Consider the following 23,695-nt stretch of genomic DNA (forward strand, 5'->3'; position numbering starts at 1 on the left):
ATCATGCCGCACACGTCAATGATCTGGAAGCGGCCCTGTTTGGACTTCTTGATCGGCTTCTGGCCGGTGATCATCATCATCGGCATACCGCCCAGGTAGGCGTACGCACTGGCGGTCACCAGGTTGGTTGCGCCAGGGCCCAGGGTCGACAGGCTGACACCGGTCTTGCCGGTCAGGCGGCCATAGGTGGCGGCCATGAAGCCCGCGGATTGCTCGTGGCGGGTCAGTACCAGCTTGATCTTCGACTTGCGCAGGGATTCCAGCAGGTCGAGGTTTTCCTCGCCAGGAATGCCGAACACATACTCGACACCTTCGTTTTCCAGGCATTGCACAACAACATCGGCGGCTTTGGCCATCTTTCTTATCTCACCTACGGTCATCGGGATGCGAACGCTTTGCACAGCAGACGTTCGAGCGCTCGAAACGCGGGCCACACAGTGCACTGCAAACCAACTTATTGCAATGCCGTTCTATTTTCATTCAAGTTTTCTAGCTGAACGGCCGAAAGCATTTCGCCACTACTTCCCTATTCGCTACCCACAGGAACGACATGCGAAAACTTTCAATTGCGCTGCGCTCAACGCTGGCCTTCGGCCTGATCGCCTCAATCATCATCATCGTCGGGGTATTTGCACTCCTGCAAATGTCCCGCGTCGACCAGATCAACCGCACCATCGAAACCGTCAGCACGCCGACCGCTAACGCGCTCGGCAGCATGCGCGAAGCCGTGCTGGGTATCCGCGTCAACTCGCTGAAGCTGGCGTTCTACCCCAGCGAAACGATGCGCGCCGATAGCAGTCGGCGCCTGGAAATACAACTCGACAAGCTCGCCAAGGCACAAGCGCAATACCTGGCGAAGCTGACAGACCCTCATGAACGGCAGCTGTACACGGGGGTCGAGCCTTACCTCAATGCCACCGCACCCGGCATTCGCGAGCTGATCGCCTTGGCCAGGCAAGGCCGCGAGAGCGAAATGGTGAGCCTGCTCAACGGGCCGCTGCGGGAAAATTCCGAGGAATCTTTCCCCCGCCTGTACGCCCTGAGCGACGTCAACCAGCGCAATATCAACCAGGCATTCGCCAGCGCCAGCAGCACCTATTCGAACGCCCGGGCCAGTGTGGCCGTGCTGATGGCGGTGGCTGCGCTGATCACCCTCGGTGTGGCCTGGCAGGTCAGCCGCAGCATCATTCTGCCGATCAACCGGGCGGCCTCGAGCGCCGAAATCATCGCCTCGGGTGACCTCACCCAGCCCATGGAAAATGAAGGTAGCGATGAAGTCACCCGGCTGTTCGGCGCGCTGCAGCAAATGCAGGCAAATCTGCGCGCAGCAATAGACCAGATCGTGCAATCGGCCTCGGTGATTGCTGCCTCCTCGACGCAACTGAGCGCGGTCACTGTCGAATCGAACGAAAACCTGCAGATGCAGGCCAACGAGATCGAGCAGGCCGCATCTGCAGTCACCGAGCTTTCCGCTGCTGTGGACGAAGTGGCGCGTACCGCCGTGAACACCTCGCAAGCCTCGGCGCAATCCAAGGCCGCCAGCGAAGCCGGCAATGCACGGGTGGAAGAGACCGTAGCGGCCATCGAGCAGATGAGCCTAGACATCCAGCAGAGCGCTCAGCAAGTGGACAGCCTCGCCACCAGCGTGACGGACATTGCCAAGGTACTGGATGTGATCCGCAGCATCGCCGAGCAGACCAACCTGCTTGCGCTCAATTCTGCCATCGAAGCCGCACGCGCAGGCGAGGCCGGCCGCGGCTTTGCCGTGGTTGCCGATGAAGTGCGCGCACTGGCCCACCGCACCCAGCAATCCACGCTGGAAATCGAGAGCATGGTCAGCGCGATCAGCACCGAGTCCAGCCAGGCAGTGGCTGCGATGAATGACAACCGCGCCCGCGCTGGCCATACCCTGCAAACCGCACACGAGGCAGGGCAAGCGCTGGAGCAGATCATGGCGCACATCACGCGCATCAACGAACAGAACCTGGTGATTGCCAGCGCCGCAGAAGAGCAAGCCCAAGTGGCTCGCGAAGTGGACCGCAACCTGATCAACATCCGCGACCTGTCTGCAGTGTCGACCAGCCAAGCAAACCAGACCGCTGCGGCGAGCCACGCGCTGGAACAACTGGGCACCCAGCTCAGTGCTCTGGTCACGCGCTTCCGAACGTGACCCACGCGGTCGCCACACTCGCAAAACCATAGATTTCGCAACGCAATTCTATTTTTGCGCATTGCGAGGCATAATGCCGCACGCCCATGGCCGGTCACTCCACCCCTGTAAAACCAGAACAAAGGTGGCCAGGACCGAAACCAAGACTGTTCCCGAACCGAGCGAGCTCCTGATGTCCGACACACCCAACTCACGGCGCGAATTTCTGCGCCGTAGTGCCATCCTCATTCCAGCGGTAAGCCTGGTGGGCTATGCAGCCCATGAGGCCATCGATTCGAAGCCGGCGCCTGCCAGCACCGCTGTCGCCCCCACCCCAAGCGGGCCTACCGAGCCCTATCACCCAACGTACTTCACCGACAGCGAGTGGGCATTCGTGAACGCGGCGTGCGCCGTGCTGATTCCCGAGGACGACGAAGGGCCCGGCGCAGTGACCGCTGGAGTGCCCGAATTTCTCGACCGCCAGATGGAAACGCCTTACGCCCACGGTCGCCTGTGGTACATGCAGGCGCCCTTCATCACCGACCAGCCCGCCGAACTGGGTTACCAGATGAAGCTGGTCCCCCGCGAGCTTTACCGCCTGGGCATTGCCGACCTCGACGCTGCCTGCCTCAAGCAGCTCGGCAAGCCCTTCGCGCAGCTCGACGCGCGCGTGCAGACCCAGGTGTTCAAACAGCTGGAAAGCGGCAAGCTGGAACTGGCACGCGTACCGGCCGCCACCTTCTTTGCCCTGCTGCTGAAAAACGTCAAGGAAGGCTATTTCGCCGACCCGATGTATGGCGGCAACAAGCAAATGGTCGCGTGGACCATGCTCGGCTTCCCCGGCGCCCGCGCCGACTTCATGGACTGGATCGATCGCCCGAACGAGCGTTATCCACTGGGTCCAGTTTCAATCAATGGCCAGCGGGGGTAACGGTATGGCAGTCAAGAAACCTGAAACAGATGTCGTCATTGTCGGCCTCGGCTGGGTGGGCTCGATCATGGCCGCCGAACTGACCGAGGCGGGCCTGAACGTGGTGGCGCTGGAGCGCGGCCCTGACCAGGACACACCAACCGACGCCAACTATCCGAAGGTGATCGATGAGCTGGCCTACACCATCCGTGGCAAGCTCTTCCAGGACTTGTCCAAGGAAACCGTCACCATCCGCCACAACGCGGCCTCTGTCGCCCTGCCCTATCGACAGCAAGGCACTTTCCTGCTGGGTAACGGCGTGGGAGGCGCAGGGTTCCACTGGAACGGGTTGAGCTGGCGCCCTTTGCCAAGCGACCTGAAACTGCGCAGCCACTACACCGAACGCTACGGCAGCAAGTTCATCCCGGAAAGCATGACCATCCAGGATCACGGCGTGAGCTTCGAAGAACTCGAGCCCTACTTCACCCGCTTCGAAGAAGTGGCCGGCGTGTCGGGCAAGGCCGGCAACATCAAAGGCCGCCTGATCGAGGGTGGCAACAAGTTCGAAGGTGCGCGCAGCAAGGAATACCCACTGCCGCCACTGAAAAAGGTCTATGGTGAACAACTGTTCGACAAGGCCGCCCGCAGCCTGGGCTACTCGACTTTCTCGATCCCTGCCGGCAACGCCTCCGCGCCCTACACCAACCCGTATGGCGTGCGGCTGGGCCCCTGCAACTTCTGTGGCTTCTGCGAAAACTACGGCTGCTACATGTACTCCAAGGCCTCACCGCAGACCACCATCCTGCCCGTGCTGCGCCAGCGCCGTAATTTCGAGATGCGCACCCTGGCCCATGTCACCAAGGTCAACCTCGACTCGTCAGGCAAGCAGGCGACCGGCGTCACCTACATCGACGCGCAAGGCAACGAGGTCGAGCAACCGGCGCGCCTGGTCATCCTCAGCGCCTTCCAGTTGCACAACGTGCGCCTGCTGTTGCTGTCGAAAATCGGCAAGCCGTACGACCCGCACACCGGCGAAGGCGTGGTCGGGCGTAACTACGCCTACCAGATGCTGGGGTCGGTGACCGTGCAACTGCCCAAGGGCACCTACCTGAATCCGTTCATCGGGACCGGTGCCGGCGGCACTGCCATCGACAACTACAACGGCGACAACTTCGACCACAGCGGCCTGGGCTTCCTGGGCGGCGCCAACATCGGCCACCATCGCACAGGCGGACGCCCGATCGGCCAGAGCGCCGTGGCCAAAGGCGAGCCGAACTGGGGCAAGGGCTGGAAGGGCGCAGTCACTGACAACTACCAGCGCAGCATGAACCTCTACACCCAGGGCTCGGTGATGTCGTACCGCGACACTTACCTGGACCTGGATCCGACCTACAAGGACGCCTTCGGCCAACCCCTGTTGCGGGTAACCTTCAACTGGCACGACAACGACATCCGCATGTCGCAGTACGTGACCAACAAGGCAGCAGAGATTGCCGTGGCGATGAACCCGTCAAGTTACACCGTGAACGCCAAGAAGATCGGAACGCTCTACGACACCCGCTTCTACCAGAGCACCCACACCACCGGCGGGGCGATCATGGGCAGCGACCCGAAGACCAGCGTGGTCAACCGTTACCTGCAGTGCTGGGATGTGCCGAACGTGTTCGTCATCGGTGCCTCGGCGTTCCCGCAGAATATCGGCTACAACCCTACCGGCCTGGTCGGTGCGCTGGCCTACTGGTCGGCCAATGCCATCCGTGAGCGCTACCTGAAAAACCCGGGCCGCCCGCTGGTGGAGGTGTAATCCATGAAGAACCTGACCCTCCCCTTGCTGACGGCGCTGGGCCTGGCCATCAGTACCGCGGCAACGGCCGCAACCATCGACGAAGCAGCCGTCAAGCGTGGCGAGTACCTGGCCCGCGCGGGCGACTGCATGGCCTGCCACACGGCCAAAGGCGGCAAGCCCTACGCTGGCGGCCTTGGCCTGGAAACGCCAATCGGTGCGGTGTATGCCACCAACATCACCCCTGACCACGCGCATGGCATCGGTGACTACACCCTGGAAGACTTCGACAAGGCCGTGCGCCACGGCATCCGCAAGGACGGCAGCACGCTCTACCCGGCAATGCCCTACCCGTCCTATGCCAAGGTCACCGACCAGGACATCGCCGACCTTTACGCCTACTTCATGAAAGGTGTGCAGCCCGTGGCCGAAGCGAATCGCGACAGCGACATCCCGTGGCCGATGAGCATGCGCTGGCCGCTGGCGTTCTGGCGCTGGACCTTCGCTCCCGAGGTCGCCACCGACGCCGGCAGCACGCCTGACCCACAGCTGGAGCGTGGCCGCTATCTGGTCAATGGCCTTGGCCACTGTGGCAGCTGCCACACCCCGCGCGGCATCGGCATGCAGGAGAAATCACTGAGCGACAGCGATGGTGAACACTTCCTGGCCGGCGGTGCGCCCCTGGAAGGCTGGGTGGCGAAGAACCTGCGCGGCGACGCGCACGACGGCCTGGGCAGCTGGAGCACGGAAGAACTTGCGCAGTTCCTCAAAACTGGCCGAACAGAGCGTACGGCCGTGTTCGGCAGCATGACCGATGTCATCCAGCACAGCATGCAGCACCTGACCGATGCCGACCGCCTGGCCATCGCCAGCTACCTGAAAAGCCTGCCGGCAGCGAACCCGCAAGCCGCGACTGCCAAGGCCACCGCCAGCAACACCACCCAGCAGTTGAGCAACATGGACGTGAGCACCCCGGGCGCACGAACCTATATCGATAACTGCATGGCCTGCCACCGCAGTGATGGGCGTGGTTACGCCGAGGTATTCCCGGCCTTGGGCGGCAACCCGGTACTCAATGGCAAGGAACCGGCTTCACTGATCCACATCGTGCTGGCTGGCGGCTACCTGCCAGGCAACCAGCATGCGCCGACCGGCTATGGCATGCCCGGCTTCGCCTGGCGGCTTTCCGATCAGGAAGTGGCGGAGGTGGTTTCGTTCATTCGTGCAGGCTGGGGTAACTCGGGTGCCGCGGTGAGCGCCAGTGATGTGGCCGCCCAACGCAAGGCACTGGGCAGCCACTGACCTGGCAATCAGGGAACGGTGCCGCTGATGCGGCCCCGTTCGCTGGGCTTGCCGAGGCTTAGAACAGCGGCAGGGTGTAGTTGATGATCAGACGGTTCTGGTCGCCATTGCGCGCTGCCTCGCTGTGCGACTCGCCGTTGCGCCACGCCACGCCAAGCCCCTTGAACGTGCCGCCCTGGATCACGTAATCCAGCGAGAAATCACGCTCCCATTCCGATTGTTCAGCGCCGCCAGCGGTCTGGATATGGTCGCCTTTCAGATACATCACTGAAGCTTTCAGCCCCGGTATGCCCATGGCCGTGAAGTCGTACCCGTACTGGGCAAACCCGGTACGCTCACCGGCCCGTGTGAAGCTGAGCAGCATCTTGTCGGTCCACAGATACAGGCTGCTGCCGCCCGCCCCCTTGTCGATCGAACCCTGGTTGATCTGCACGAAGTTGCTATCGTCGGAAACGCTCTGATAACCGAGGGTCAGCGAGTGGCCTCGCAGGCGATAGGTGAACGCCGCACTCCACAGGTCATTATCGATCTCGCCATCGCCGCCATCGGTGTAACCACCGACGGTATACCCCTGGCTACGCCCCGAAGCACTCCCGTTGGCGCCATCCGAACGGGTGCGGAAATAGCGCAGGTCAGTCGTCAACGAGCTGTCATCAGTCAAGGCCAGTGTGTGGTTGAGACCGGCGAACTGCTGCAGGTAGTAGTCCTCAAGTTGACCGGCGTAATACTGCATCAGCAGGGAATCGGTGGCACGGTAGTCGGCACCGACAAAGTTGAAACGGTCACTTTCCTGCGTGCCGCCGCTTACGGCCATGCCCGTGAGGTCGGTCGAAGCCCGGCCCCTGGCGCGAGTGAGCGCGCCGCCGATCAGCGTGAGGCGATCGATGTCCTTGGACTGCAACTGCACGCCTTGAAAGCTCTGCGGCAGCAACCGGCCATCAGAGGCCACCAGCACCGGCAGCTTGGGCATCAGCTGCCCCACGCGCAGCTCGGTCTGGCTCATTTTCATCTTGGCGGTGACACCGGCGCTGCTCCAGCGGTCAGCGGCGCCATTACCATCGGAGGGGATCATGCTTCCGCCCTGATGCCGCCCCCTGCCGCTGTCCAGCGTCAGGCCCAGCATGGCCGTGGCGTCCACGCCAAAGCCAACAGCACCCTCGGTATAGCCGGAGCGTACGTCCAGCAAAAAGCCTTGCGCCCACTCCTCGGTTTTGGAGGGCTGCGCCGTGCCGTCACGGTTATCGCTGTTGAAGTAGAAATTGCGCATCGACAGATTCGCGTGACTGTCACTGATCAGGTCGGCCTGGGCAGATAAGCCTATGACACTGCCGCCTGTTGCCAGAGCAATGCGGCAGATCGAAGGGAAGGATTTCAAGAAAGAGACTCCAAGGGATCGCTGTTATTATTTTGAAACGCCATTTCTTTTATATGGAGTCAGATTACCCGGGCATCGTCAATAGCCACCACCAATCGGCGCGAAAATTCAGACCAACTAGTAAAATTCGCTTCACCCTTCATCCGGTTCTGGTTTATTTTGCAACGACGTTGCATTAAATAAATCAAAACAACAATCGGACGCCCTGGCGTCCCCTGGCCCTACAGGAGCGCCCATGAGCTTCTTTGCTGCCCCGCCCACCGTCGAAACCACGGTATTCACCCGCCTGCCCGAGCACTTTCGCGACGCGCGCCCGACCGCCTGGGCCAATGCCAATCGCCAAGGCCGCGCCATCGACTCGTTCCTCGAAGGCCCTTCGTTTGATCGCCAAGGCCGCCTGTACGTGACCGACATCCCCAACGGGCGCATCTTCCGCATCTCGCCTCAGGGCGAATGGGAGCTGGTGTGCCAGTACGATGGCTGGCCGAACGGCCTGAAGATTCACCAGGACGGGCGCATCTTCATCACCGACTACAAGCGCGGGATCATGCTGCTCGACCCGGAAACCGGCGCCATCGAAGCGTTACTCGACTCGGCCGGCTCGGAAGGTTTCAAAGGCGTCAACGACCTGGTTTTCGCGCCCAATGGCGACCTGTATTTCACCGACCAGGGCCAGACCGGCCTGCAGGATGCCAGCGGCCGTGTCTACAAGCTCGACGCCGCCGGCAACCTGACCTGCCTGCTGGGCACCATCCCCAGCCCCAATGGCATCGTCTACGACCCGCACCTCAATCACCTGCTGGTGGCAGTGACCCGCGCCCAGCAGATCTGGCGCATCCCCCTGGGCAATGGCTCGATCGTCGGCAAGGTGGGTGTTTTCGCCCAGTTGCATGGCGGACTGGGCGGGCCCGACGGCCTGGCCCTTGATGCGCAGAGCAACCTGTACATCGCCCATACCGGTTTCGGTTCGGTATGGAAGCTGTCGAAAGTCGCTGAGCCACTGCAGCGCATCGTCTCCTGCGCCGGCATCAGCAACACCAACCTGGCTTTCGGCGGCGACGGCGGGCAGACCTTGTACATCACCGAATCGGAAACCGGCAGCATTCTTCAGGTGCGCACCACTACGCCAGGGCTGCCAATGTATTCCCACAGCTGATCCGGCCCCTGTCAGGGCACACAACAACTACAAAAGAGTGACGACATGACCCACGAAAACACCTCCGCCCAGGCGCCGCTCAGCGACGCCGAGGGCGAACGGCTGATGCGCCGCATACTCTGGCGCCTGGTGCCGTTCATCTTCATCTGCTACGTGATCAGCTACCTGGACCGCACCAATGTCGGCTTCGCAGCCATCAGCATGAACCAGGACCTGGGCCTGACCGCGACCATGTTCGGCTGGGCGGCCGGCCTGTTCTTCTTCGGCTACTTCATGTTCGAGATCCCCAGCAACCTGCTGATGCAGCGCTTCGGCGCGCGGGTGTGGATTGCGCGGATCATGATCACCTGGGGGCTGATCTCCATGGCGACCGCGTTCGCCACGGGACCAATCAGTTTCAGCATCGCGCGCTTCATGCTGGGGCTTGCCGAAGCTGGATTCACACCTGGGGTATACCTGTACTTCACCTACTGGTTCCCGGGCAAATGGCGGGCAAAGGCCACTGCCGCCTTCCTGCTGGGTATTCCCGTGGCCAACATCGTCGGTTCGCCCCTGTCTGGCTGGCTGATGGAGCAGCATGGCGTGTGGGGCCTGAAGAACTGGCAGCTGCTGTTGGTCACCGAATCGATGCCGGCCGTGCTGCTGGGCATCGCCTGCCTGTTCGTGCTGGTAGACACTCCGGCCAAGGCAAAATGGCTCAACACGCGGGAGAAAGCCTGGCTGAACCAGCGCCTGACCCAGGAGCAGCAGGCCATCGGCGCATCCCACGGCAACACCCTGCGTGCCGCATTGACCAACCCCAAGGTCTTCACCCTGGCGGCCATCAACTTCTGCTGCATCGTCGGCTCGATTGGTATTGGCATGTGGCTGCCGCAGATCATCAAAGGTTTGGGCATCGACAGCAGCGTGGTCGGCTTCGTGGTCGCCCTGCCCTACCTGCTCGGCGCGCTGGCAATGACGATGTGGGCACGCCTGGCCAACCGCAGCCGTCATCGCCTGCCCTATGTGGTCAGTGCGCTGGCTTTGGCCGCGTTGGCGCTGGTGGTCGCCGCCCTGATTGACCAGCCGGTATTGAAGATCGCCAGCCTGTGCGTGGCGGTGGCGAGCATCCTGTCATTCCAGGCCACGTTCTGGGCGATACCGTCGACCTTCCTGACGGGGCGCGCCGCCGCTGGCGGCCTGGCGATGATCGTCTCGATCGGCAACCTGGGCGGTTTCACAGGCCCGTTCCTGATCGGCCTGATCAAAGATGCCACCCACAGCTTCAGCATGCCGTTCTTTGCCGTTGCATCGATCCTGCTGATCGGCACCTGCCTGATGCTCTGGCTGGGCGACCCCGCCAAGCAGCAGGCGCCTCACGGTCAAGGCCAAGCCGCTTGAGGGCTCAGCTGCGCCGCCGCATGCCGTACTGACCCAACAGGCCCATAATCAGGACCCCGCCGGCGATCCCCAAGGTCGCCGGCGCCCCCCAGCGGGCGGCGATCAGGCCTGCCGCCATGCCACCCAAGGCCTCGAAGCCGAAACGCATGGCGATATAGAAAGCGATCACCCGACCACGCAAATGGCCTGGCACGCCGCTTTGCAACTGCATGTTGGTACTGACGTTGCTCAGGGTGATGCCAAAACCCAGGCCCCCCAGCGCCAATAGCGCCAGTGGCAGCGCCCCCGCCATCCACAGCCCGACCAGCGCCACCGCGCACAGCAGTGCTCCGGCATCGGTGAACTGCCGCAGGCGAGGCAATGCACCGCCGACCGCCAGCACCAGGGTGGCCACGAATGCTCCCGCCCCGGCCGCCCCCCATAACCAGCCAAGCACCCGTGCATCACCCGCGAACACCGCCCTGGCCAGGATCGGCAATAGTGCCGCATAACAGGATGCCAGCAGGTTGACCATGATCACGTTGACCAGCAACTGACGGACGTTGCGCGTCTGCCACATGTACACCAAGCCTTCGCGAAACACTTGGGCGGTGGAGCCACTGGCCTTTGCGCCGGAGGTGCCACGCACTTTCAGCAAGCCACCCAGCAAAGCCACGAAAGCCACTGCAGTCAAGGTGAAACAGGCTGCTTCACCAGCCAGGGCAATGAGCCCGCCGGCCAAGGGCGGGCCGACGAAACGTGCTGCATTGATCAACATGGCATTGAGCACCAGCGCGTTCGGCAGGTCGGCCGGGTCGTCGACGAAACTGCCGATCAATGCTTGGCGCAGGGGAGTTTCCAAAGCATTGAGCAGGCCAAGCAACAACGCCATGACGGCGATGAACGGGCCATCGACCCAATCGCGCCAAGTTGCGACCGCCAGCACCAGCGACTGCACGATCAGTATCAATTGCACGATGATCAGCAACCGGCGCTTGTCGTGCCGGTCGATCCAGGCTCCCGCCAATGGACCAATGAGCAATTGCGGCGCCAGCGAAAGGAAGGTGATCAGGCCCAGCAGCACGGCAGACCCGGTCAGGTGATAGGCCAGCCAGGCCAACGCAACCTGCTGCACCCACTTGCCCAGCGTGGAAACACCCTGGCCGGCGAAGTAGATCTGGAAATTGCGATGAGCGAGTGCCCGTACAGCGACGGGCCACCGCTTGCGATGCGGTGTTGATGAATCGGACAAGTCTGCGAATCCTCAGTAGACCCACGCCCGACACCGACCCATCAGCCACTGCGCACCCCATCGCAAGGTGCGCAGCGCATGCAGGATCAGCCTGGCAGCAGGCAGCCTTTCTTCTTCAAGGACTCCAGGACCCAGGAACGGTCGTTGGTGCCTTGGGCAATTTTTTCCATCTGCGCGGTTTCGGCAGTGTGCTTGGCGGTAGCGCCCGCGTAGACCTCTGCGACGTGGTCGTAAGGCACGCACAGCAGGCCATCGTCATCACCGATCACCAGGTCACCCGGCTCGATCACCATACCATCAATGGCAATTGGCACATTGATCTCGCCCGGGCCGTCCTTGTAAGGGCCGCGGTGCGAAACGCCCGCAGCGAACAACGGGAAGTCGCCCGCACCGATATTGGCCGCATCGCGGATGGCGCCGTTGATGACGATGCCAGCCACGCCACGCTTGACCGCGTAAGCCACCATCATTTCACCGATCAGGGCGTTGGTCAGGTCGCCGCCGGCATCCACCACGATCACGTCGCCCGGCTGAGCGATGTCGATCGCGTAGTGCAGCATGAGGTTGTCACCTGGACGTGCCTTGACGGTCAAGGCCGGGCCACACAGCACGCCTTCGCGATGCATGGGGCGCAGGCGAGCACCACCTGCAGTCATACGGTTCATCGAGTCGCTGACGTTAGCGACCGGAACCTCACGGTAACGTGCAACCCACTCATCGCCGACTTTACGTGCGCGCTCAAGCACTTGGAAGCCAATGCTCATGTGACATACCTCTCTTGGTGTTATTCGATGTCATCGGTCACTGCCGAATCTGTTTTTTAGAATGTCATTTCATTACAACCATAGCAATGGATTTTTCGAGCCTCCATTTGCACGTCGACGAGATGCATTTTTATTTTCTTGCAACAGCGTTTCATTATGATAGGGTTTAGACCATTGCCGCAGAGGCGCGGCAGACTGCCCCTGACAAGAACAAGGTATCCACGATGTCCCAAACCATTCTGCTGACCGGCCCCGAGCTTGCCGCCGAAGCCATGAACCTTGCCGCCGAACAGGGCGTCAGAATCGTCCCTACCACGCCCTACCTGCCGGCCGAAGAGCTGGAGGCCATCATTCGTGCCGAGCAACCCGATGCCATCGTGGTACGCCAGGGCAAGCTGACCCGCGCAATGATCGAGGCTTCCGACAACCTGAAAGTGATCGCCAAGCATGGCGTGGGCTACAACACCATCGACATCCAGGCCGCTGCGGACCGCAGCATCCCGGTATCGATCGCCGTAGGCGCCAATGCCCAATCGGTGGCCGAGCTTGCCTTCGCCCTGATGTTCAGCGTGGCCCGTCAAACCGCACTGCTCGATGCACGCATGCGTGACGGGCATTGGGACAAGGCCTCGTCCAACGGCATCGAGCTGTCGGGCAAAACCCTGGGCCTGATTGGCCTGGGCTCGATCGGCGGCATCCTCATGGACCTGGTGGCGCCACTGCGCATGAAGGTCAAGGTGTTCGACCCCTACCTCAAGCAACTGCCAGATCGCCCTCACGTCGAACGTGAAGAGGATTTCGATCGCCTGCTGGCTGAAAGCGATATCATTAGCCTGCATTGCCCGCTGACCGAGACCAACCACAACCTGATCGGCGCTGCCCAGCTCGAGCGCATGCGGCCAGGCTCCATCCTGATCAACACCGCCCGTGGCGAGCTGATCGACACCAACGCCTTGGTTAAGGCGCTGAGCGAACGGCGCATCGCCGGTGCCGGCCTGGATACCTTCAACCCCGAGCCGCCGCCTGCCGACAGCCCGCTGTGGGGGCTGCCGACCCTGGTCGCCACACCGCATGTCGGCGCCAACACCACCGAGGCCCGTGACCGTGTAGGCCTGGTAGCGCTGAAACAGATCCTCGATGTCTGGGCGGGAAATGCTCTGGACCCGCGTTGCGTGGTCAACCGCCACCTGTTCGCCAGCTGATCGCCCCTTTCTTCCCGCGCCGGCCTGGTGAAAAGCGGCGCGCTCACGACGCATCACTCCAGAAAAAAAACAATTGGAGAGCACCATGACTTCAGCAACATCCCTGCCGGATGAACTCGAACGCAGCACCATGCGCCGTGTTGCCTGGCGCCTGCTGCCATTCCTGATCGTCTGCTACCTGATCGCGATCATCGATCGAGGCAACATCGGCATGGCTTCCCTGCAGATGAACGAGGACCTGCAGCTCACGGCCAAGGTATTCGGCTTTGCCAGCAGCCTGTTCTTCTTTGCCTACTTCCTGATCGAAGTACCCAGCAACCTCGCCATGCAACGCTACGGCGCGCGTATCTGGATTGCTCGCATCATGATCACCTGGGGCCTGATCTCGGCAGGCACGGCGTTCGTCCAGGGCGCCAACTCCCTGTACGTGATGCGCTTTCTGCTCGGCGCTGCCGAGGCCGGGTTCTTCCCGGGCGTACTGCTGTACCTCACCTACTGGCTGCCGTCGGCCTACCGTGCACGCATGGTGGCGCTGTTCATGGTGGCGATCCCTGCCGCCAACTTCATCGGTTCGCCGCTGTCGGGCCTGCTGCTGAGCCTGGATGGCTGGATGGGCATGCGTGGCTGGCACTGGCTGTTCATTCTCGAAGGCATCCCTGCCGTCCTGCTGGGCATCGCCTGCCTGTTTGTGCTCACCGATCGCCCCGAGCAGGCCAAGTGGCTGAGTGACGAGCAGCGCGGCTGGCTGACCCGGCGCCTGGCTGATGAAGCCTCGAAAAAAACCGCCATCGGCCATATCTCGCTGTGGAAGCTGCTGCGCCACAAAGACATCTGGGTACTGGCACTGATCTACTCGGGCGCCTCTGCCGCTGGCAGCACCATGAGCGTGTGGGCCCCGCAGTTGCTGAAAACCTTTGGCCTCAGCGCCATGGAGATCGGCCTGGTAAACGCCATCCCCTACGGCATCGCCTCGGTGCTGATGATCATCTGGGGCCGCAGTTCCGACCGTACCGGCGAGCGTCGCTGGCACACGGCTATGACCATGCTGCTGATCGCAGCGGGCCTGCTGATGACCTTGTTCACCTCGTCCCTGCCGGCAACGGTGGTGATGCTGACCATGGTCCTGGTGGGCGCCTACTCGATGAAAGGGCCGTTCTGGGCACTGGTATCGGGCTGGCTGTCTTCGTCGACCGCTGCTGCGGGGCTGGCAGCCGTGGGCGCCATGGCCAACCTGATCGGCGGAGGCCTCATGGTCAATGCCTACGGCGCCATTCACGATGCCACCGGCAGCTACTCCCTGGCGCTGATGCCATTGGCCGCGCTGTGCACCGTGGCCGGTGTCGCGGTACTGGTAATCGGCCGCAAGCGCCAGCGCGAGCAAGCTGAAGCAACCAGCGCCATCAGCGCCAAATAAGCCCCACAAGCCGGACGCCGATGCCCACCTTCCTGCCTCAGGAACGTGGGCATCGTCATTTCACAACAACAAGAAACGAGGAATAGCAATGACGTTGTCTCGTCGCCAATTCTTGCAAGTCACTGGTGCTCTGGGTGCTGTCGCCTCCATGGGCGCCATGGCCGATGTGCCGTTCAGCAAAGGCGAGGCGCACCCGCGCCTGACGCCTCCCGAAGGCAGTATCGACTGCCACATGCACCTCTACGACAGCCGCATCCCGGCCGCCCCAGACGCTACGCTGCTGCCACCCGATGCCTCGCTGGAGGATTACCGCAAGTTGCAGCAGCGCCTGGGCATCCGCCGCATGGTCATCGTCACGCCTTCGACCTACGGCATCGATAACCGAGTGATGCTCAATGGTTTGTTGCGCAGCGGCGGCGATGCCCGGGGTGTAGCGGTAGTGTCAGGTGCTATTACCGACGCAGAGCTGGGTGAAATGCACCAGGCAGGGGTACGCGGTATCCGCTTCAACCTCAGTGTTGGCAGCCAGGCGCTCGGTGGGCTGGAACGCCTGGCCGCGCGGGTTGGTGAAATGGGCTGGAACGTGCAGGTCGCTCCCGGGCCATTGCTGCCCGAAATCGCCCCGTGCTTGCTGGCCTTGCCAGGCAAGGTTGTGATCGACCATATGGGCCATGTACCACAGCCTGAAGCGCTGAAGTCACCGGCATTCGCTGCGCTGGTGAGGTTGCTGGACACCGACCGGGCATGGATCAAACTGTCGGCCCCCTATCTGCGCTCGAAAACCGGGGCACCGCTGTTCGAAGATGTCGGCCGGGTCGCCAGTACGCTGATCAGCCATCGCCCGGATCGCATGCTATGGGGCAGCGACTGGCCGCACCCGACGCTCCCCGTCGAGCAGAAACCCGACGATGCGTTGCTTCTCGACCTGCTGGCGCGCTGGGCTCCCAAGAAGCAGACCCAGGCCCTGATATTGGGTGACAACCCCGCCCAGCTCTACGACTTCTAATCCCCAGCCAAACCGGGTAGTCGCCCGCGTCGACAACAACGATCAGCCTCCATTGGCTACTGCTTGCCAGCCTGCTGCGTCAGGAAGTCCACGGTCACGCCCGACAACGCCCGCGCCCCCACGATCAGCGCGCTTTCATCCACGAAGAAGCGCGGGTTGTGGTTTGGCGCGGCCTTGGCCGGGTCCTGCCCTTGCGGCGTGACCCCGAGGTAGAAGTACAACGCCGGCACCTGCCCGGCAAAGAACGAGAAGTCCTCCGACGCCCCCACCAGCGGCGATGTCGCGACCTTGCCATGGGCCGCGCGGCCGAGCACCGGCGCCATGCGTGCGGCCAGTTGCGCGTCGTTCATCGTCACATCGTAGGCCGGCACGATCGACACCTTGGCCGTGGCCCCGGCGCTCTCGGCGATTTTCTCGGAGGTCAGCTTCACATCAGCGGCCACCTGCGCGCGCACGTTAGGGTCGTAGGTGCGGATGGTGCCCGCCATGTCGACGCTTTCCGGCACGATATTCGGCGCACTGCCGCCCTGCAGCATACCGACGGTCACCACCGCCGGCGACTGGGTCAGGTTGGTGCGGCGGCTGACCACGGTCTGCAAACCGGTGATCACCTGCGCCGCAGTCACCACCGGATCGACGGTGTTCCAAGGCATGCCACCATGGCCCTGCTTGCCGATAACTTGAATGGCGAGGTCGTCACTGCTGGCCGTGGTGGCCCCGGAGCGCCAGCTCAGCTGCCCCGAAGGCCCAGGCATCACGTGCACGGCGAACACCGCATCGGGCTTGAGCTTGTCGAACAGCCCTTCCTGCAGCATCAACTGCGCGCCCCAGCGGCGCCCTTCCCCGCCCTTGACCAGGCTGGAGCCTTCTTCCGCCGGCTGGAAGATGAACATCACCTTGCCCGGCAGGCTGTCGCGCATGCCAGCCAGCACCTGGGCAGTGGCCATCAGCATGGCGGTGTGGGTGTCGTGGCCACAGGCGTGCATCACATCCACCTGCTGGCCGTGATAGGTGCCCCGTGCGGTCGAGGCAAAGGGCAGCCCGGCAGGTTCCTTGACTGGCAAGGCGTCCATGTCGGCCCGCAGCGCCACGGTCGCGCCTGGCTTGCCGCCTTGCAGAATGCCGACCACGCCCGTGCGGCCGACGCCGGTGTGCACGTCCATGCCCAGCTTCTTCAAGTGCTCGGCGACCAGCTTGGCGGTGCGGGTTTCCTGCTCGCCGAGCTCCGGGTGCTGATGGATGTCACGGCGCCAGGCGATCATCTGCGGCTCGACCTGTGCGGCGCGGGCAAACGCTTGTTCCTCGAGTGGGTTGTCTTGCGCTTGCGCAGTGCCGGCCAGCGACAGCATGGCCAGGCACAGCGCGTTCAAAGGTAAAGAAGGTCTAGCAGGCATATTCGGGGATCCAGGCAGGTCGCTCGGCAGTAGATTCACGCCGACGCTGATGATTGTTCTTGGGAGGGGCGACCTTAACAATCGCTTAGCTTGCTATCAATGAGCCTGGCGTACGGCTGTGTTTCAGCACTACGTCTGGACAAGACCCGCGCGCCATGACGCGCGGGTTTCGTTACCACTTGCCTGCGTTGTCAGGCAAAGCGCTCGACCTGCGCCGGCGTACGCCGCATCAGCACCTTGCCGTTGCGCACCGAGACCAGCGCATGGCCCTGGCTGCGGACCATTTCGTAGTCATCCGGCGCCGACAGCAGCAGCAGGTTGGCCGGCCGCCCGACCTCGATGCCATAGCGCTCGCCGAGGTTGAGGGTGCGGGCGCTGTTTTCGGTGATCAGGTCCAGGCTGCGTTGCAGGTCTTCGTAGCCGAGCATGTGGCAGATGTGCAGCCCGGCCTCGAGAATGCGCAGGATGTTGCCGTTGCCCAGCGGGTACCACGGGTCGACGATGGAATCCTGGCCAAAGCACACGTTCATCCCGGCACGGTCGATCTCGGCCACGCGGGTCAAGCCGCGGCGCTTGGGATAACCGTCGTAGCGCCCTTGCAGGTGGATGCTTTCGGTGGGGCACGAGACGAAGTTGATTCCCGACATCTTCAGCAGGCGGAACAGCTTGTAGCAGTAGGCGTTGTCGTAGGAACCCATGGCCACGGTGTGGCTGGCCGTGACCCGTGCGCCCATGCCTCGCACCCGCGCCTCTTCGGCCAGCACTTCGAGGAAGCGCGACTGCGGGTCGTCGGTTTCATCGCAATGCACGTCCACCAGGCAGCCGGTGCGCTCGGCAAGGTCCATCAGAAACTTGATCGAAGAAACGCCCTGGTCGCGGGTGTTTTCAAAATGCGGGATGCCGCCAACCACATCGGCGCCCATGGCCACCGCTTCGCTCATCAGTGCCCGCCCATTGGCGTAGGACTCGATGCCTTCCTGGGGGAAGGCGACGATCTGCAGGTCGACCAGGTGGCGCACCTCCTCACGCACTTCGACCATGGCCTTGAGCGCGGTGAGCTTAGGGTCGGTGACGTCGACATGGGTGCGTACGTGCTGGATGCCATGGTCGACCAGCATGCCGATGGTCTTGGTGGCGCGGGTCTTGATGTCGTCGTGGGTGGTGATTTCCTTGCGCTCGGCCCAGCGTTCGATGCCTTCGAACAAGGTGCCGCTCATGTTCCACTTCGGCTCGCCCGCCGTGAGGGTGGCGTCCAGGTGGATGTGTGGCTCGACGAAGGGCGCCACCACCAGGTTCTGCTGGGCATCCAGGTCATTCGGGTGGCCCGGGGCGGCCACGTCGGCCTGTGCCGTGATGGCAGCGATGCGCTCGCCTTCCAGCTCGATGCGGTACAGGCCACTTTTGCCACGCAGGCGGGCGTTGATGATGTTCATGGCGTTACTCCTTACCTTGGTCTTCGTTCATGCGCCATACCAGCATGGCGACGGAAGCGTTCATGCGAAACAGCGGATCGTCGAGGGACTGCCCACTCAGTTGTTCGATGCGTTGAATACGTTGGTTGATGGTGTTGCGATGCAGGCCCAGGCGCTGGGCTGCCTTGAACCCGTTGCCGTTTTCCTTGAGCAGGGCGTCGAGGGTGTGCACCAACACATGCGGCTGTTTGCGCCCGGGGGTGATCAGCGGGCCGAGGGTCTGGGCAACGAAGTCGTCGATCAGCGTGCGGTCAACGATACCTTGCAGCAGACGCAACACCCCCAGTTCGCTGAAGTCGCAAAAGCCGTTGGCCGGGTGCAGATGCTGCGCCACTTCCAAGGCCTGGCGCGCCTGGCTAAGGGCTTGCCGGTAGTGCGCACAATCGCCGGCCAGGCTCGACAGCCCCATGTACAGGGCCAGCTCCCCGACCACCGCGCTCAACTGCCGATGCAGCGCCGCCAGGGTTGCCGGCAGGTCGGCGGCATCAGCCAGCAGCAGCACCTGCAGGTCGCCCGGCAACTGCGCCGTCACCGTCCCCGGCCGCTCACGGCACCAGGCTTCGAGCTGGTCCTCCAGCGCCTGCCGGATAGCTTGCCAAAGGCGCTCGCCCTGGGCCAGGCCATGGCGCTCGAACAACTGCTCGACGTGCAGCAAGCGCAGCGCCACCACGCGACGCGGCTCATCCAGTGCCAATTCCAGGTGCGCTGCGCGCTGGCGGGCGATGGCCAGGCTTGGATAGTCGCCGCTGAGCAACTGGCCGAGGATGTCGCTGCGTGACCGGCGCACCTGGTTCATCTGTACAAGGGCGGTGCCGATCAGGTGGGTGACCACCACCATCTTCAGGGCATAGGGCTGCTCGATCAACGGCAGGCCCAGTTGCTCGGCGCGGGCGACCACTGCGGGCGGAATGCCCTGGATGAAGGTGCCGCCAGTAAGAATCACCATCCCGGCAATCCCCACCGCCTCGCCGTCTTCGACCAGGCTCAGCAAGTTGGCCTCGCCACGCGGGTGGTTGATCCCGGTGACGAACACCAGCTCGCCACCCATCACCCACTCGGCGATGCCTTCGTTTTCTGCTACGTACGGCCAGCGCACCCGCCGCTGCAGGTTGCGCGCGCCGGCACGCACGGTCATTTCCTGCAGGCCCGGCAGGTACAGGATCTCCTCCAGCGCCAGGCTCACGGCTCGGTGCCCGCCTGGCCCAAGGCCCGGCCCCGGCCACGCAGCTCAAGCATGATGATGTAGCACAGGGCCGAGGCGCCAATGCCTACCAGCGGCGCGACCCACGGCGAGGCGTAGGCCAGTACTGCACCCAACGCGTAGGCCCCAAGCCCCATGAAGTTGTAGCGCGGCAGTTGCACCGATGCCAGCGCCGGGTACTTGCCACGGTGGCGGTACCAGAAATCGGCCATGATCACCCCGCCCACCGGCGGAATGATCGAGCCCAGCAGCACCAGGAACGGAATCAGCATTTCATACATGCCGCCGATCGCCAGCACGATGCCCACCGCTGCCGCGACCAGCGTGGCGGTGCGACGACGCTCGCTGCGCAGCAAGTGGCAGGCGGCTGCCGACACGTTGTAGATGGTCGGCCCCTGGATGGTCCAGAGGTTCAGGCAGAGCATCACCACCGCCGCAAACGACAGCCCTTGCAGCATCATCACTTCAACGATGTCGGCCTGCTGATAGACCATCGCGCACCAGGCCCCGGCCACCACCATCAGGCCGTTGCCTAGCAAGAAAGCGACGACGCTGGCCACTACCGCCACCCGCCCGCTGCGCGACAGCCGGGTCCAGTTGGTCGCCTGGGTGGCGCCGCTGGCGAAGGTGCCGAAGACCATGGTCACCGCTGCCGAGAAGGTCATGGTTTCATGCGGTACCACCGCTGCCAGGCCGGCAAAGCCACCGGCATCGCCAGTGGCGATGTACATCGATACCAGCAGCAGCGCGAACATCAGCGGCACCGACACCCGCGACAGCAGATCCAGCCCCTTGAAACCGATGATCGCGGTGATGCTGAAGCCCAGGCCGAACAGCACCATGAGCGGCACCGTAAAGCCATCCGCCAGGCCCAGCAGCTTGACCAGCACGATCGCCACGGTTGCGGTACCCCAGGCGTACCAGCCCAGCTCGGCGAAACCCAGGATGAAGTCGGAAAGCCGGCTGCCCGCCTCGCCGAAACAGAAGCGCCCCATCAACACGGTATTCAACCCGCTGCGCGAGGCGATGAAGGCCAAGGCCGCGGCATACAGCGCCAGCAGCGTATTGCCGATGGCCGCCACCCACAACATGTCGACGAAGTTGAAGGCCATGCCCAGCTTGCCGCCGGCAAACATGGTGCCGGTGAAGAAGGTAAAGCTGAACAGCACCATCGCGATGGGCAGCAGCCCCTTGCGTGATGACACTGGGGCTTCGCATAGCGGGAATTCGGTCGGTGAGCTCATGGCACGGTGCTCCGGGTTGTCGTTGCGACAGCAGGGAGCAATATGCGGGCCGCTTTTGCCAATCGCTGTAACCGGTAAATTTGCGGGCAATCGGCACAACCATTCCTGTTCAGTCTGCACACCAATAGACCCATCAAACGATGTAAACCTGTGCTTCAAGACCTGTTTTGATGCAGGCGCGCACCAAAGCGGAACAGCACTGGGTAGTTTCAACCCAATCCGGCGCTGCGGGTGGGCTGCCCCGCACCTCATTCGCTGGCGTTGACGTCTACCTCCTTCCAGCTGTCGTCCGGGTCGAAGCGCTTCATGGCTTTGGCAATCTTGTCGCCCTGCGGCCCCAGGTCTTTCTCGAACACCTGCCCGTCGTGGCTGATCATGAAGCTCATCACCCCGGTATCGTCATACTTCGCCGGCCAGGCGACCAGGGCGAAACCGCGGCTCATCTGGTTGCCGATCAGGTAACTGTAGGCGCCGCCCGGTGCTGACGGGCCCTGGGCATCCAGAATGCGGAAGTGGTAGCCGTACCAGGCATCCCCCACCACGTCCTTGCCGAACAGCGGCCCCAGCGGGCTGATCTCACCGCCCTCTTCGTCCTCCCAGAACAGGCCGTCGTGCTTGCCGGGGGTGCTGAAGATCTGCTGGGCATATTCCAGCGCGCCGTTGCCGTTGCGGTCCTGCGAGGCGTAGTCCATCTGCGCGTCGTGATAGGCGAGCACCGACTGCAGGGCGGCCAGCTCGTTACGGCCGATGCGTCGGGCGCGGATTTCGGCGCTGCCGGCCTTGAGGTCGAAGCGCCAGCCGTTGGCGGCCTTGGTCAGCGGTATTGGCAAGGTCCAGTGTTCGGGGCCCACGGCCAGGATGGCCTTGCTGTCGCCCTGCTTGTCGATCTGATGCCCGGCCTTGTACTGCTCGAGGAAGGCATCGACGTCACTGCGCTGCACGCCTTCGCGTGGAATGTAGGTGCGCCAGTCGTCACCGAGCAACTGCGCCAGGCGCGCTTCGTCGGCGTGCTCGACACCCAGCGCCTGGACGAACGACTCGACCGCCTGCTCCGGCGTCGGGAATGCTTCCTGCGCGGCGGCCAGGTTGGTCCAGGCCATGCCCAGGCCCATCAGCAACGCCGCAATGGTTGTCTTGTTGTTCATCGACGGCCACCTCCACCACCGCGACGCGCCGGCGCACTGGGGCGGGAAATCTGATGCCCGGCCGCCCGCGAGGCGCCGGGCCGCTGGGCGAACGACTGACTGGTACGGCCGCGGTTGGCCTGCGCCGTGGTTCGCGACGGCGAGCGCACACCGTCGAAGGCATTGTTGCGCGCCCGGCCTGCCGTGTTGCCGGTACGGTTCTGTACGGCCTGACGGGCCTGGCCCTCACCCTGGCGCCGCTGGTTGATCTGGTTGCGCGCCTGCTGGTGATCGCGGGTGTTGTCACGCGTCGTGCGTGGCTCTGCACGGCGGTCGGCAGGGCGTGCGTTGTTGTTGGCGCCTTGCATGCGGTTGCCCACGCCACCTTCTGCGCGGGCCTGGCGTGCACTGTCACGCGCTTCGCGGTTGCTGGTAGCCGGGCGCTCGATGCCTGCGCGGTCCATCGAGCTGCGGGCGCGATCGCGGGCCTGGGCACGCTGGGCATCGTCGCCGCGGAACGCCGCGCGCTGGTTGGCCCCGTCAAGCTGGCGGCCGAATTGCTGGCGGCTGCGGTTGTCGCGGTAGGGCACGCCATCACGGTGCGCGGGGTTGTGCTGCCACGTGTTCTGGTTGTTGGTGATGCGATTGTTTCGGTTGATGTTGTTGTAGCGGTTGACGTCGATATCGACATCGCCGTTGTTCCAGTCGCAATCACCCCATACCGAATCGATGATCGCCACGCCGGCGCCGAACGCCAGCCCGGCCATCAGCGCGGTGCCCGCGTAGTACATCGGCGACGGCGGGTAGTACACCGGCGGCGAGGCAGGATAGGCCCAGGTGCCATAGGTGGTGGTCGGGTTGTAGGTGGGCACGTACACCACCTGCGGGTCGGCCGGCTGGATGATGATGGTGCTGGTCGACGAACTGCTGGCTGGCGCGCTCTGCACCCCGCCCGAGCTGGCCGGGGCCGGGGCTGGCGCCGCGGCTGGCGCAGCCTGCACCGTGACGTTCTGGTACTGGTTGCTGGTCAGGTTGCCAGCCGTCTGTGCCTGGTGGCGCAGGCGCTGAACACTGGCCATCACATCATCGGGTTGCGCCAGGAAGGCGTCGCCCAGCCGCTGGACCCAGACCGGGTCCTGACCGAGCACCACCAGCACCTGCGGGAACGCCACCAGCGACTGCACGCTCGGGTCCCAGGTCTGCTTGGCCACCTGTTTGACCGCATCATCGCCCTGGGCCTTGGGATTGGCCTTTGACCAGGCCACCGCCTCAGTCACCTCACCTGGGTAGGTCGACGCCATCAGCACCTGGGCCAGCAGCGGGTCGGGATACAAGGCGATTGGCGCGAGCATCTGGTCGAGTTGTTCCTGGTTGAACACTGCCTGCCTGGCTTCGGCAGGCGCCGGGTCGGGTGCTGGCAGGTCCTCGGCCAGCGCCATGCTGGCTGCAGCGTCAAGGCACAACACCACCGACAAGACGCATAACAATGGCATGCGCATCGCAGTTCCTCATTGGCCATACCGCGTGAAAGAGTGAGTGGCACAACCGGCCAGTCGCTGCCGTGCGATAAGGGTAGCAAAGGCACCCT

General features: G+C 63.4%; 19 protein-coding genes and 1 pseudogene. 10 read left to right on the top strand and 10 right to left on the bottom strand.

The genetic code is table 11. The features are described 5' to 3' along the window. Positions 1 to 356, bottom strand: a 356-nt coding sequence (locus H040_RS05930; RefSeq protein ID WP_256578879.1) for a thiamine pyrophosphate-binding protein, incomplete at its 3' end; no start/stop codon positions are given. A gap of 194 nt (positions 357 to 550) precedes the next feature. Between H040_RS05930 and H040_RS28040 the strand changes: the two are divergent. From H040_RS28040 to H040_RS05950, 5 genes and pseudogenes are all read left to right on the top strand, one after another. Further along, positions 551 to 1,315 (top strand): annotated as a pseudogene (locus H040_RS28040) (MCP four helix bundle domain-containing protein); the annotation flags it as partial. A gap of 105 nt (positions 1,316 to 1,420) precedes the next feature. Then, positions 1,421 to 2,170, top strand: a complete 750-nt coding sequence (locus H040_RS28045; RefSeq protein ID WP_442966477.1) for a methyl-accepting chemotaxis protein — start codon at positions 1,421 to 1,423, stop codon at positions 2,168 to 2,170. Positions 2,171 to 2,342: 172 nt separating this feature from the next. Beyond that, a complete protein-coding gene (locus H040_RS05940) occupies positions 2,343 to 3,080 on the top strand; it encodes a gluconate 2-dehydrogenase subunit 3 family protein (protein WP_027920322.1) in 738 nt (245 codons plus the stop codon). Between the two features lie 4 nt (positions 3,081 to 3,084). Further along, positions 3,085 to 4,863, top strand: coding sequence for a GMC family oxidoreductase (locus tag H040_RS05945; protein WP_027920323.1), 1,779 nt, complete (start codon positions 3,085 to 3,087; stop codon positions 4,861 to 4,863). Positions 4,864 to 4,866: 3 nt separating this feature from the next. After that, complete coding sequence (locus H040_RS05950; RefSeq protein ID WP_033696541.1) at positions 4,867 to 6,144, top strand: c-type cytochrome; 1,278 nt, start codon at positions 4,867 to 4,869, stop codon at positions 6,142 to 6,144. 58 nt (positions 6,145 to 6,202) lie between these two features. On the opposite strand, the gene H040_RS05955 is transcribed toward H040_RS05950, so the two are convergent. Continuing rightward, the gene (locus H040_RS05955; protein ID WP_027920324.1) at positions 6,203 to 7,519 is read right to left on the bottom strand and encodes an OprD family porin; all 1,317 of its coding nucleotides are present in this window, start codon (positions 7,517 to 7,519) and stop codon (positions 6,203 to 6,205) included. A gap of 235 nt (positions 7,520 to 7,754) precedes the next feature. Between H040_RS05955 and H040_RS05960 the strand changes: the two genes are divergently transcribed. Continuing rightward, positions 7,755 to 8,675 (top strand): SMP-30/gluconolactonase/LRE family protein, encoded by a 921-nt coding sequence (locus H040_RS05960; protein ID WP_027920325.1) that lies wholly within the window; start codon positions 7,755 to 7,757, stop codon positions 8,673 to 8,675. 45 nt (positions 8,676 to 8,720) lie between these two features. Continuing rightward, positions 8,721 to 10,055 (top strand): MFS transporter, encoded by a 1,335-nt coding sequence (locus tag H040_RS05965; RefSeq protein WP_027920326.1) that lies wholly within the window; start codon positions 8,721 to 8,723, stop codon positions 10,053 to 10,055. Positions 10,056 to 10,059: 4 nt separating this feature from the next. Here the strand turns inward: H040_RS05965 and H040_RS05970 are convergent, their stop codons facing one another. Together H040_RS05970 and H040_RS05975 are read right to left on the bottom strand one after the other, a co-directional pair. Further along, positions 10,060 to 11,286: an MFS transporter gene (locus H040_RS05970; RefSeq protein WP_027920327.1), complete on the bottom strand. Its 1,227-nt coding sequence runs from the start codon at positions 11,284 to 11,286 to the stop codon at positions 10,060 to 10,062. 86 nt (positions 11,287 to 11,372) lie between these two features. Further along, entirely contained in the window at positions 11,373 to 12,050 is a 678-nt protein-coding gene (locus tag H040_RS05975; RefSeq protein ID WP_027920328.1) for an RraA family protein, read from the bottom strand. 224 nt (positions 12,051 to 12,274) lie between these two features. Here H040_RS05975 and H040_RS05980 point away from each other — a divergent pair, with 224 nt between their 5' ends. The 3 genes from H040_RS05980 to H040_RS05990 all read left to right on the top strand — a co-directional run bounded on the left by H040_RS05980 (position 12,275) and on the right by H040_RS05990 (position 15,672). Then, on the top strand, positions 12,275 to 13,252 hold the full coding sequence (locus tag H040_RS05980) for a hydroxyacid dehydrogenase (RefSeq protein WP_027920329.1): 978 nt from the start codon (positions 12,275 to 12,277) through the stop codon (positions 13,250 to 13,252). A gap of 85 nt (positions 13,253 to 13,337) precedes the next feature. Continuing rightward, positions 13,338 to 14,666: an MFS transporter gene (locus tag H040_RS05985; protein ID WP_027920330.1), complete on the top strand. Its 1,329-nt coding sequence runs from the start codon at positions 13,338 to 13,340 to the stop codon at positions 14,664 to 14,666. An 88-nt stretch (positions 14,667 to 14,754) separates the two neighbouring features. Beyond that, entirely contained in the window at positions 14,755 to 15,672 is a 918-nt protein-coding gene (locus H040_RS05990; RefSeq protein WP_027920331.1) for an amidohydrolase family protein, read from the top strand. Between the two features lie 56 nt (positions 15,673 to 15,728). Here the strand turns inward: H040_RS05990 and H040_RS05995 are convergent, their stop codons facing one another. The 6 genes from H040_RS05995 to H040_RS06020 all read right to left on the bottom strand — a co-directional run bounded on the left by H040_RS05995 (position 15,729) and on the right by H040_RS06020 (position 23,606). After that, positions 15,729 to 17,066 carry an amidohydrolase gene (locus tag H040_RS05995; protein WP_050437252.1) on the bottom strand — a complete coding sequence of 446 codons (1,338 nt, stop codon included), beginning with the start codon at positions 17,064 to 17,066 and terminating at the stop codon, positions 15,729 to 15,731. Positions 17,067 to 17,257: 191 nt separating this feature from the next. Further along, a complete protein-coding gene (gene codA, locus H040_RS06000; protein WP_027920333.1) occupies positions 17,258 to 18,499 on the bottom strand; it encodes a cytosine deaminase in 1,242 nt (413 codons plus the stop codon). Between the two features lie 4 nt (positions 18,500 to 18,503). Further along, positions 18,504 to 19,721, bottom strand: a complete 1,218-nt coding sequence (locus H040_RS06005; RefSeq protein WP_027920334.1) for a PucR family transcriptional regulator — start codon at positions 19,719 to 19,721, stop codon at positions 18,504 to 18,506. Then, positions 19,718 to 20,983, bottom strand: a complete 1,266-nt coding sequence (codB, locus tag H040_RS06010) for a cytosine permease (RefSeq protein ID WP_027920335.1) — start codon at positions 20,981 to 20,983, stop codon at positions 19,718 to 19,720. Before codB ends, H040_RS06005 begins: the two co-directional genes overlap by 4 nt. Before the next feature lie 248 nt (positions 20,984 to 21,231). Then, positions 21,232 to 22,128, bottom strand: coding sequence for a DUF2950 domain-containing protein (locus H040_RS06015; protein ID WP_027920336.1), 897 nt, complete (start codon positions 22,126 to 22,128; stop codon positions 21,232 to 21,234). Next, the gene (locus H040_RS06020; protein ID WP_027920337.1) at positions 22,125 to 23,606 is read right to left on the bottom strand and encodes a DUF3300 domain-containing protein; all 1,482 of its coding nucleotides are present in this window, start codon (positions 23,604 to 23,606) and stop codon (positions 22,125 to 22,127) included. The genes H040_RS06015 and H040_RS06020 overlap by 4 nt, the downstream gene beginning before the upstream one ends. Positions 23,607 to 23,695 lie beyond the last annotated feature (89 nt).

This window comes from Pseudomonas sp. URMO17WK12:I7 (genome assembly GCF_003269045.1).
Lineage (GTDB): Bacteria > Pseudomonadota > Gammaproteobacteria > Pseudomonadales > Pseudomonadaceae > Aquipseudomonas > Aquipseudomonas putida_J.

Bases quoted from the DNA above. Each gene is read 5' to 3' on its own strand.
- codA (WP_027920333.1), bottom strand. From the start codon at position 18,499: ATGAACATCATCAACGCCCGCCTGCGTGGCAAAAGTGGCCTGTACCGC.
- H040_RS28045 (WP_442966477.1), top strand. From the start codon at position 1,421: ATGCAGGCCAACGAGATCGAGCAGGCCGCATCTGCAGTCACCGAGCTT.
- H040_RS05965 (WP_027920326.1), top strand. From the start codon at position 8,721: ATGACCCACGAAAACACCTCCGCCCAGGCGCCGCTCAGCGACGCCGAG.
- H040_RS05950 (WP_033696541.1), top strand. From the start codon at position 4,867: ATGAAGAACCTGACCCTCCCCTTGCTGACGGCGCTGGGCCTGGCCATC.
- H040_RS06020 (WP_027920337.1), bottom strand. From the start codon at position 23,606: ATGCGCATGCCATTGTTATGCGTCTTGTCGGTGGTGTTGTGCCTTGAC.
- H040_RS05990 (WP_027920331.1), top strand. From the start codon at position 14,755: ATGACGTTGTCTCGTCGCCAATTCTTGCAAGTCACTGGTGCTCTGGGT.
- H040_RS05945 (WP_027920323.1), top strand. From the start codon at position 3,085: ATGGCAGTCAAGAAACCTGAAACAGATGTCGTCATTGTCGGCCTCGGC.
- H040_RS05985 (WP_027920330.1), top strand. From the start codon at position 13,338: ATGACTTCAGCAACATCCCTGCCGGATGAACTCGAACGCAGCACCATG.
- H040_RS05960 (WP_027920325.1), top strand. From the start codon at position 7,755: ATGAGCTTCTTTGCTGCCCCGCCCACCGTCGAAACCACGGTATTCACC.
- codB (WP_027920335.1), bottom strand. From the start codon at position 20,983: ATGAGCTCACCGACCGAATTCCCGCTATGCGAAGCCCCAGTGTCATCA.
- H040_RS05940 (WP_027920322.1), top strand. From the start codon at position 2,343: ATGTCCGACACACCCAACTCACGGCGCGAATTTCTGCGCCGTAGTGCC.
- H040_RS05975 (WP_027920328.1), bottom strand. From the start codon at position 12,050: ATGAGCATTGGCTTCCAAGTGCTTGAGCGCGCACGTAAAGTCGGCGAT.
- H040_RS05995 (WP_050437252.1), bottom strand. From the start codon at position 17,066: ATGCCTGCTAGACCTTCTTTACCTTTGAACGCGCTGTGCCTGGCCATG.
- H040_RS05980 (WP_027920329.1), top strand. From the start codon at position 12,275: ATGTCCCAAACCATTCTGCTGACCGGCCCCGAGCTTGCCGCCGAAGCC.
- H040_RS06015 (WP_027920336.1), bottom strand. From the start codon at position 22,128: ATGAACAACAAGACAACCATTGCGGCGTTGCTGATGGGCCTGGGCATG.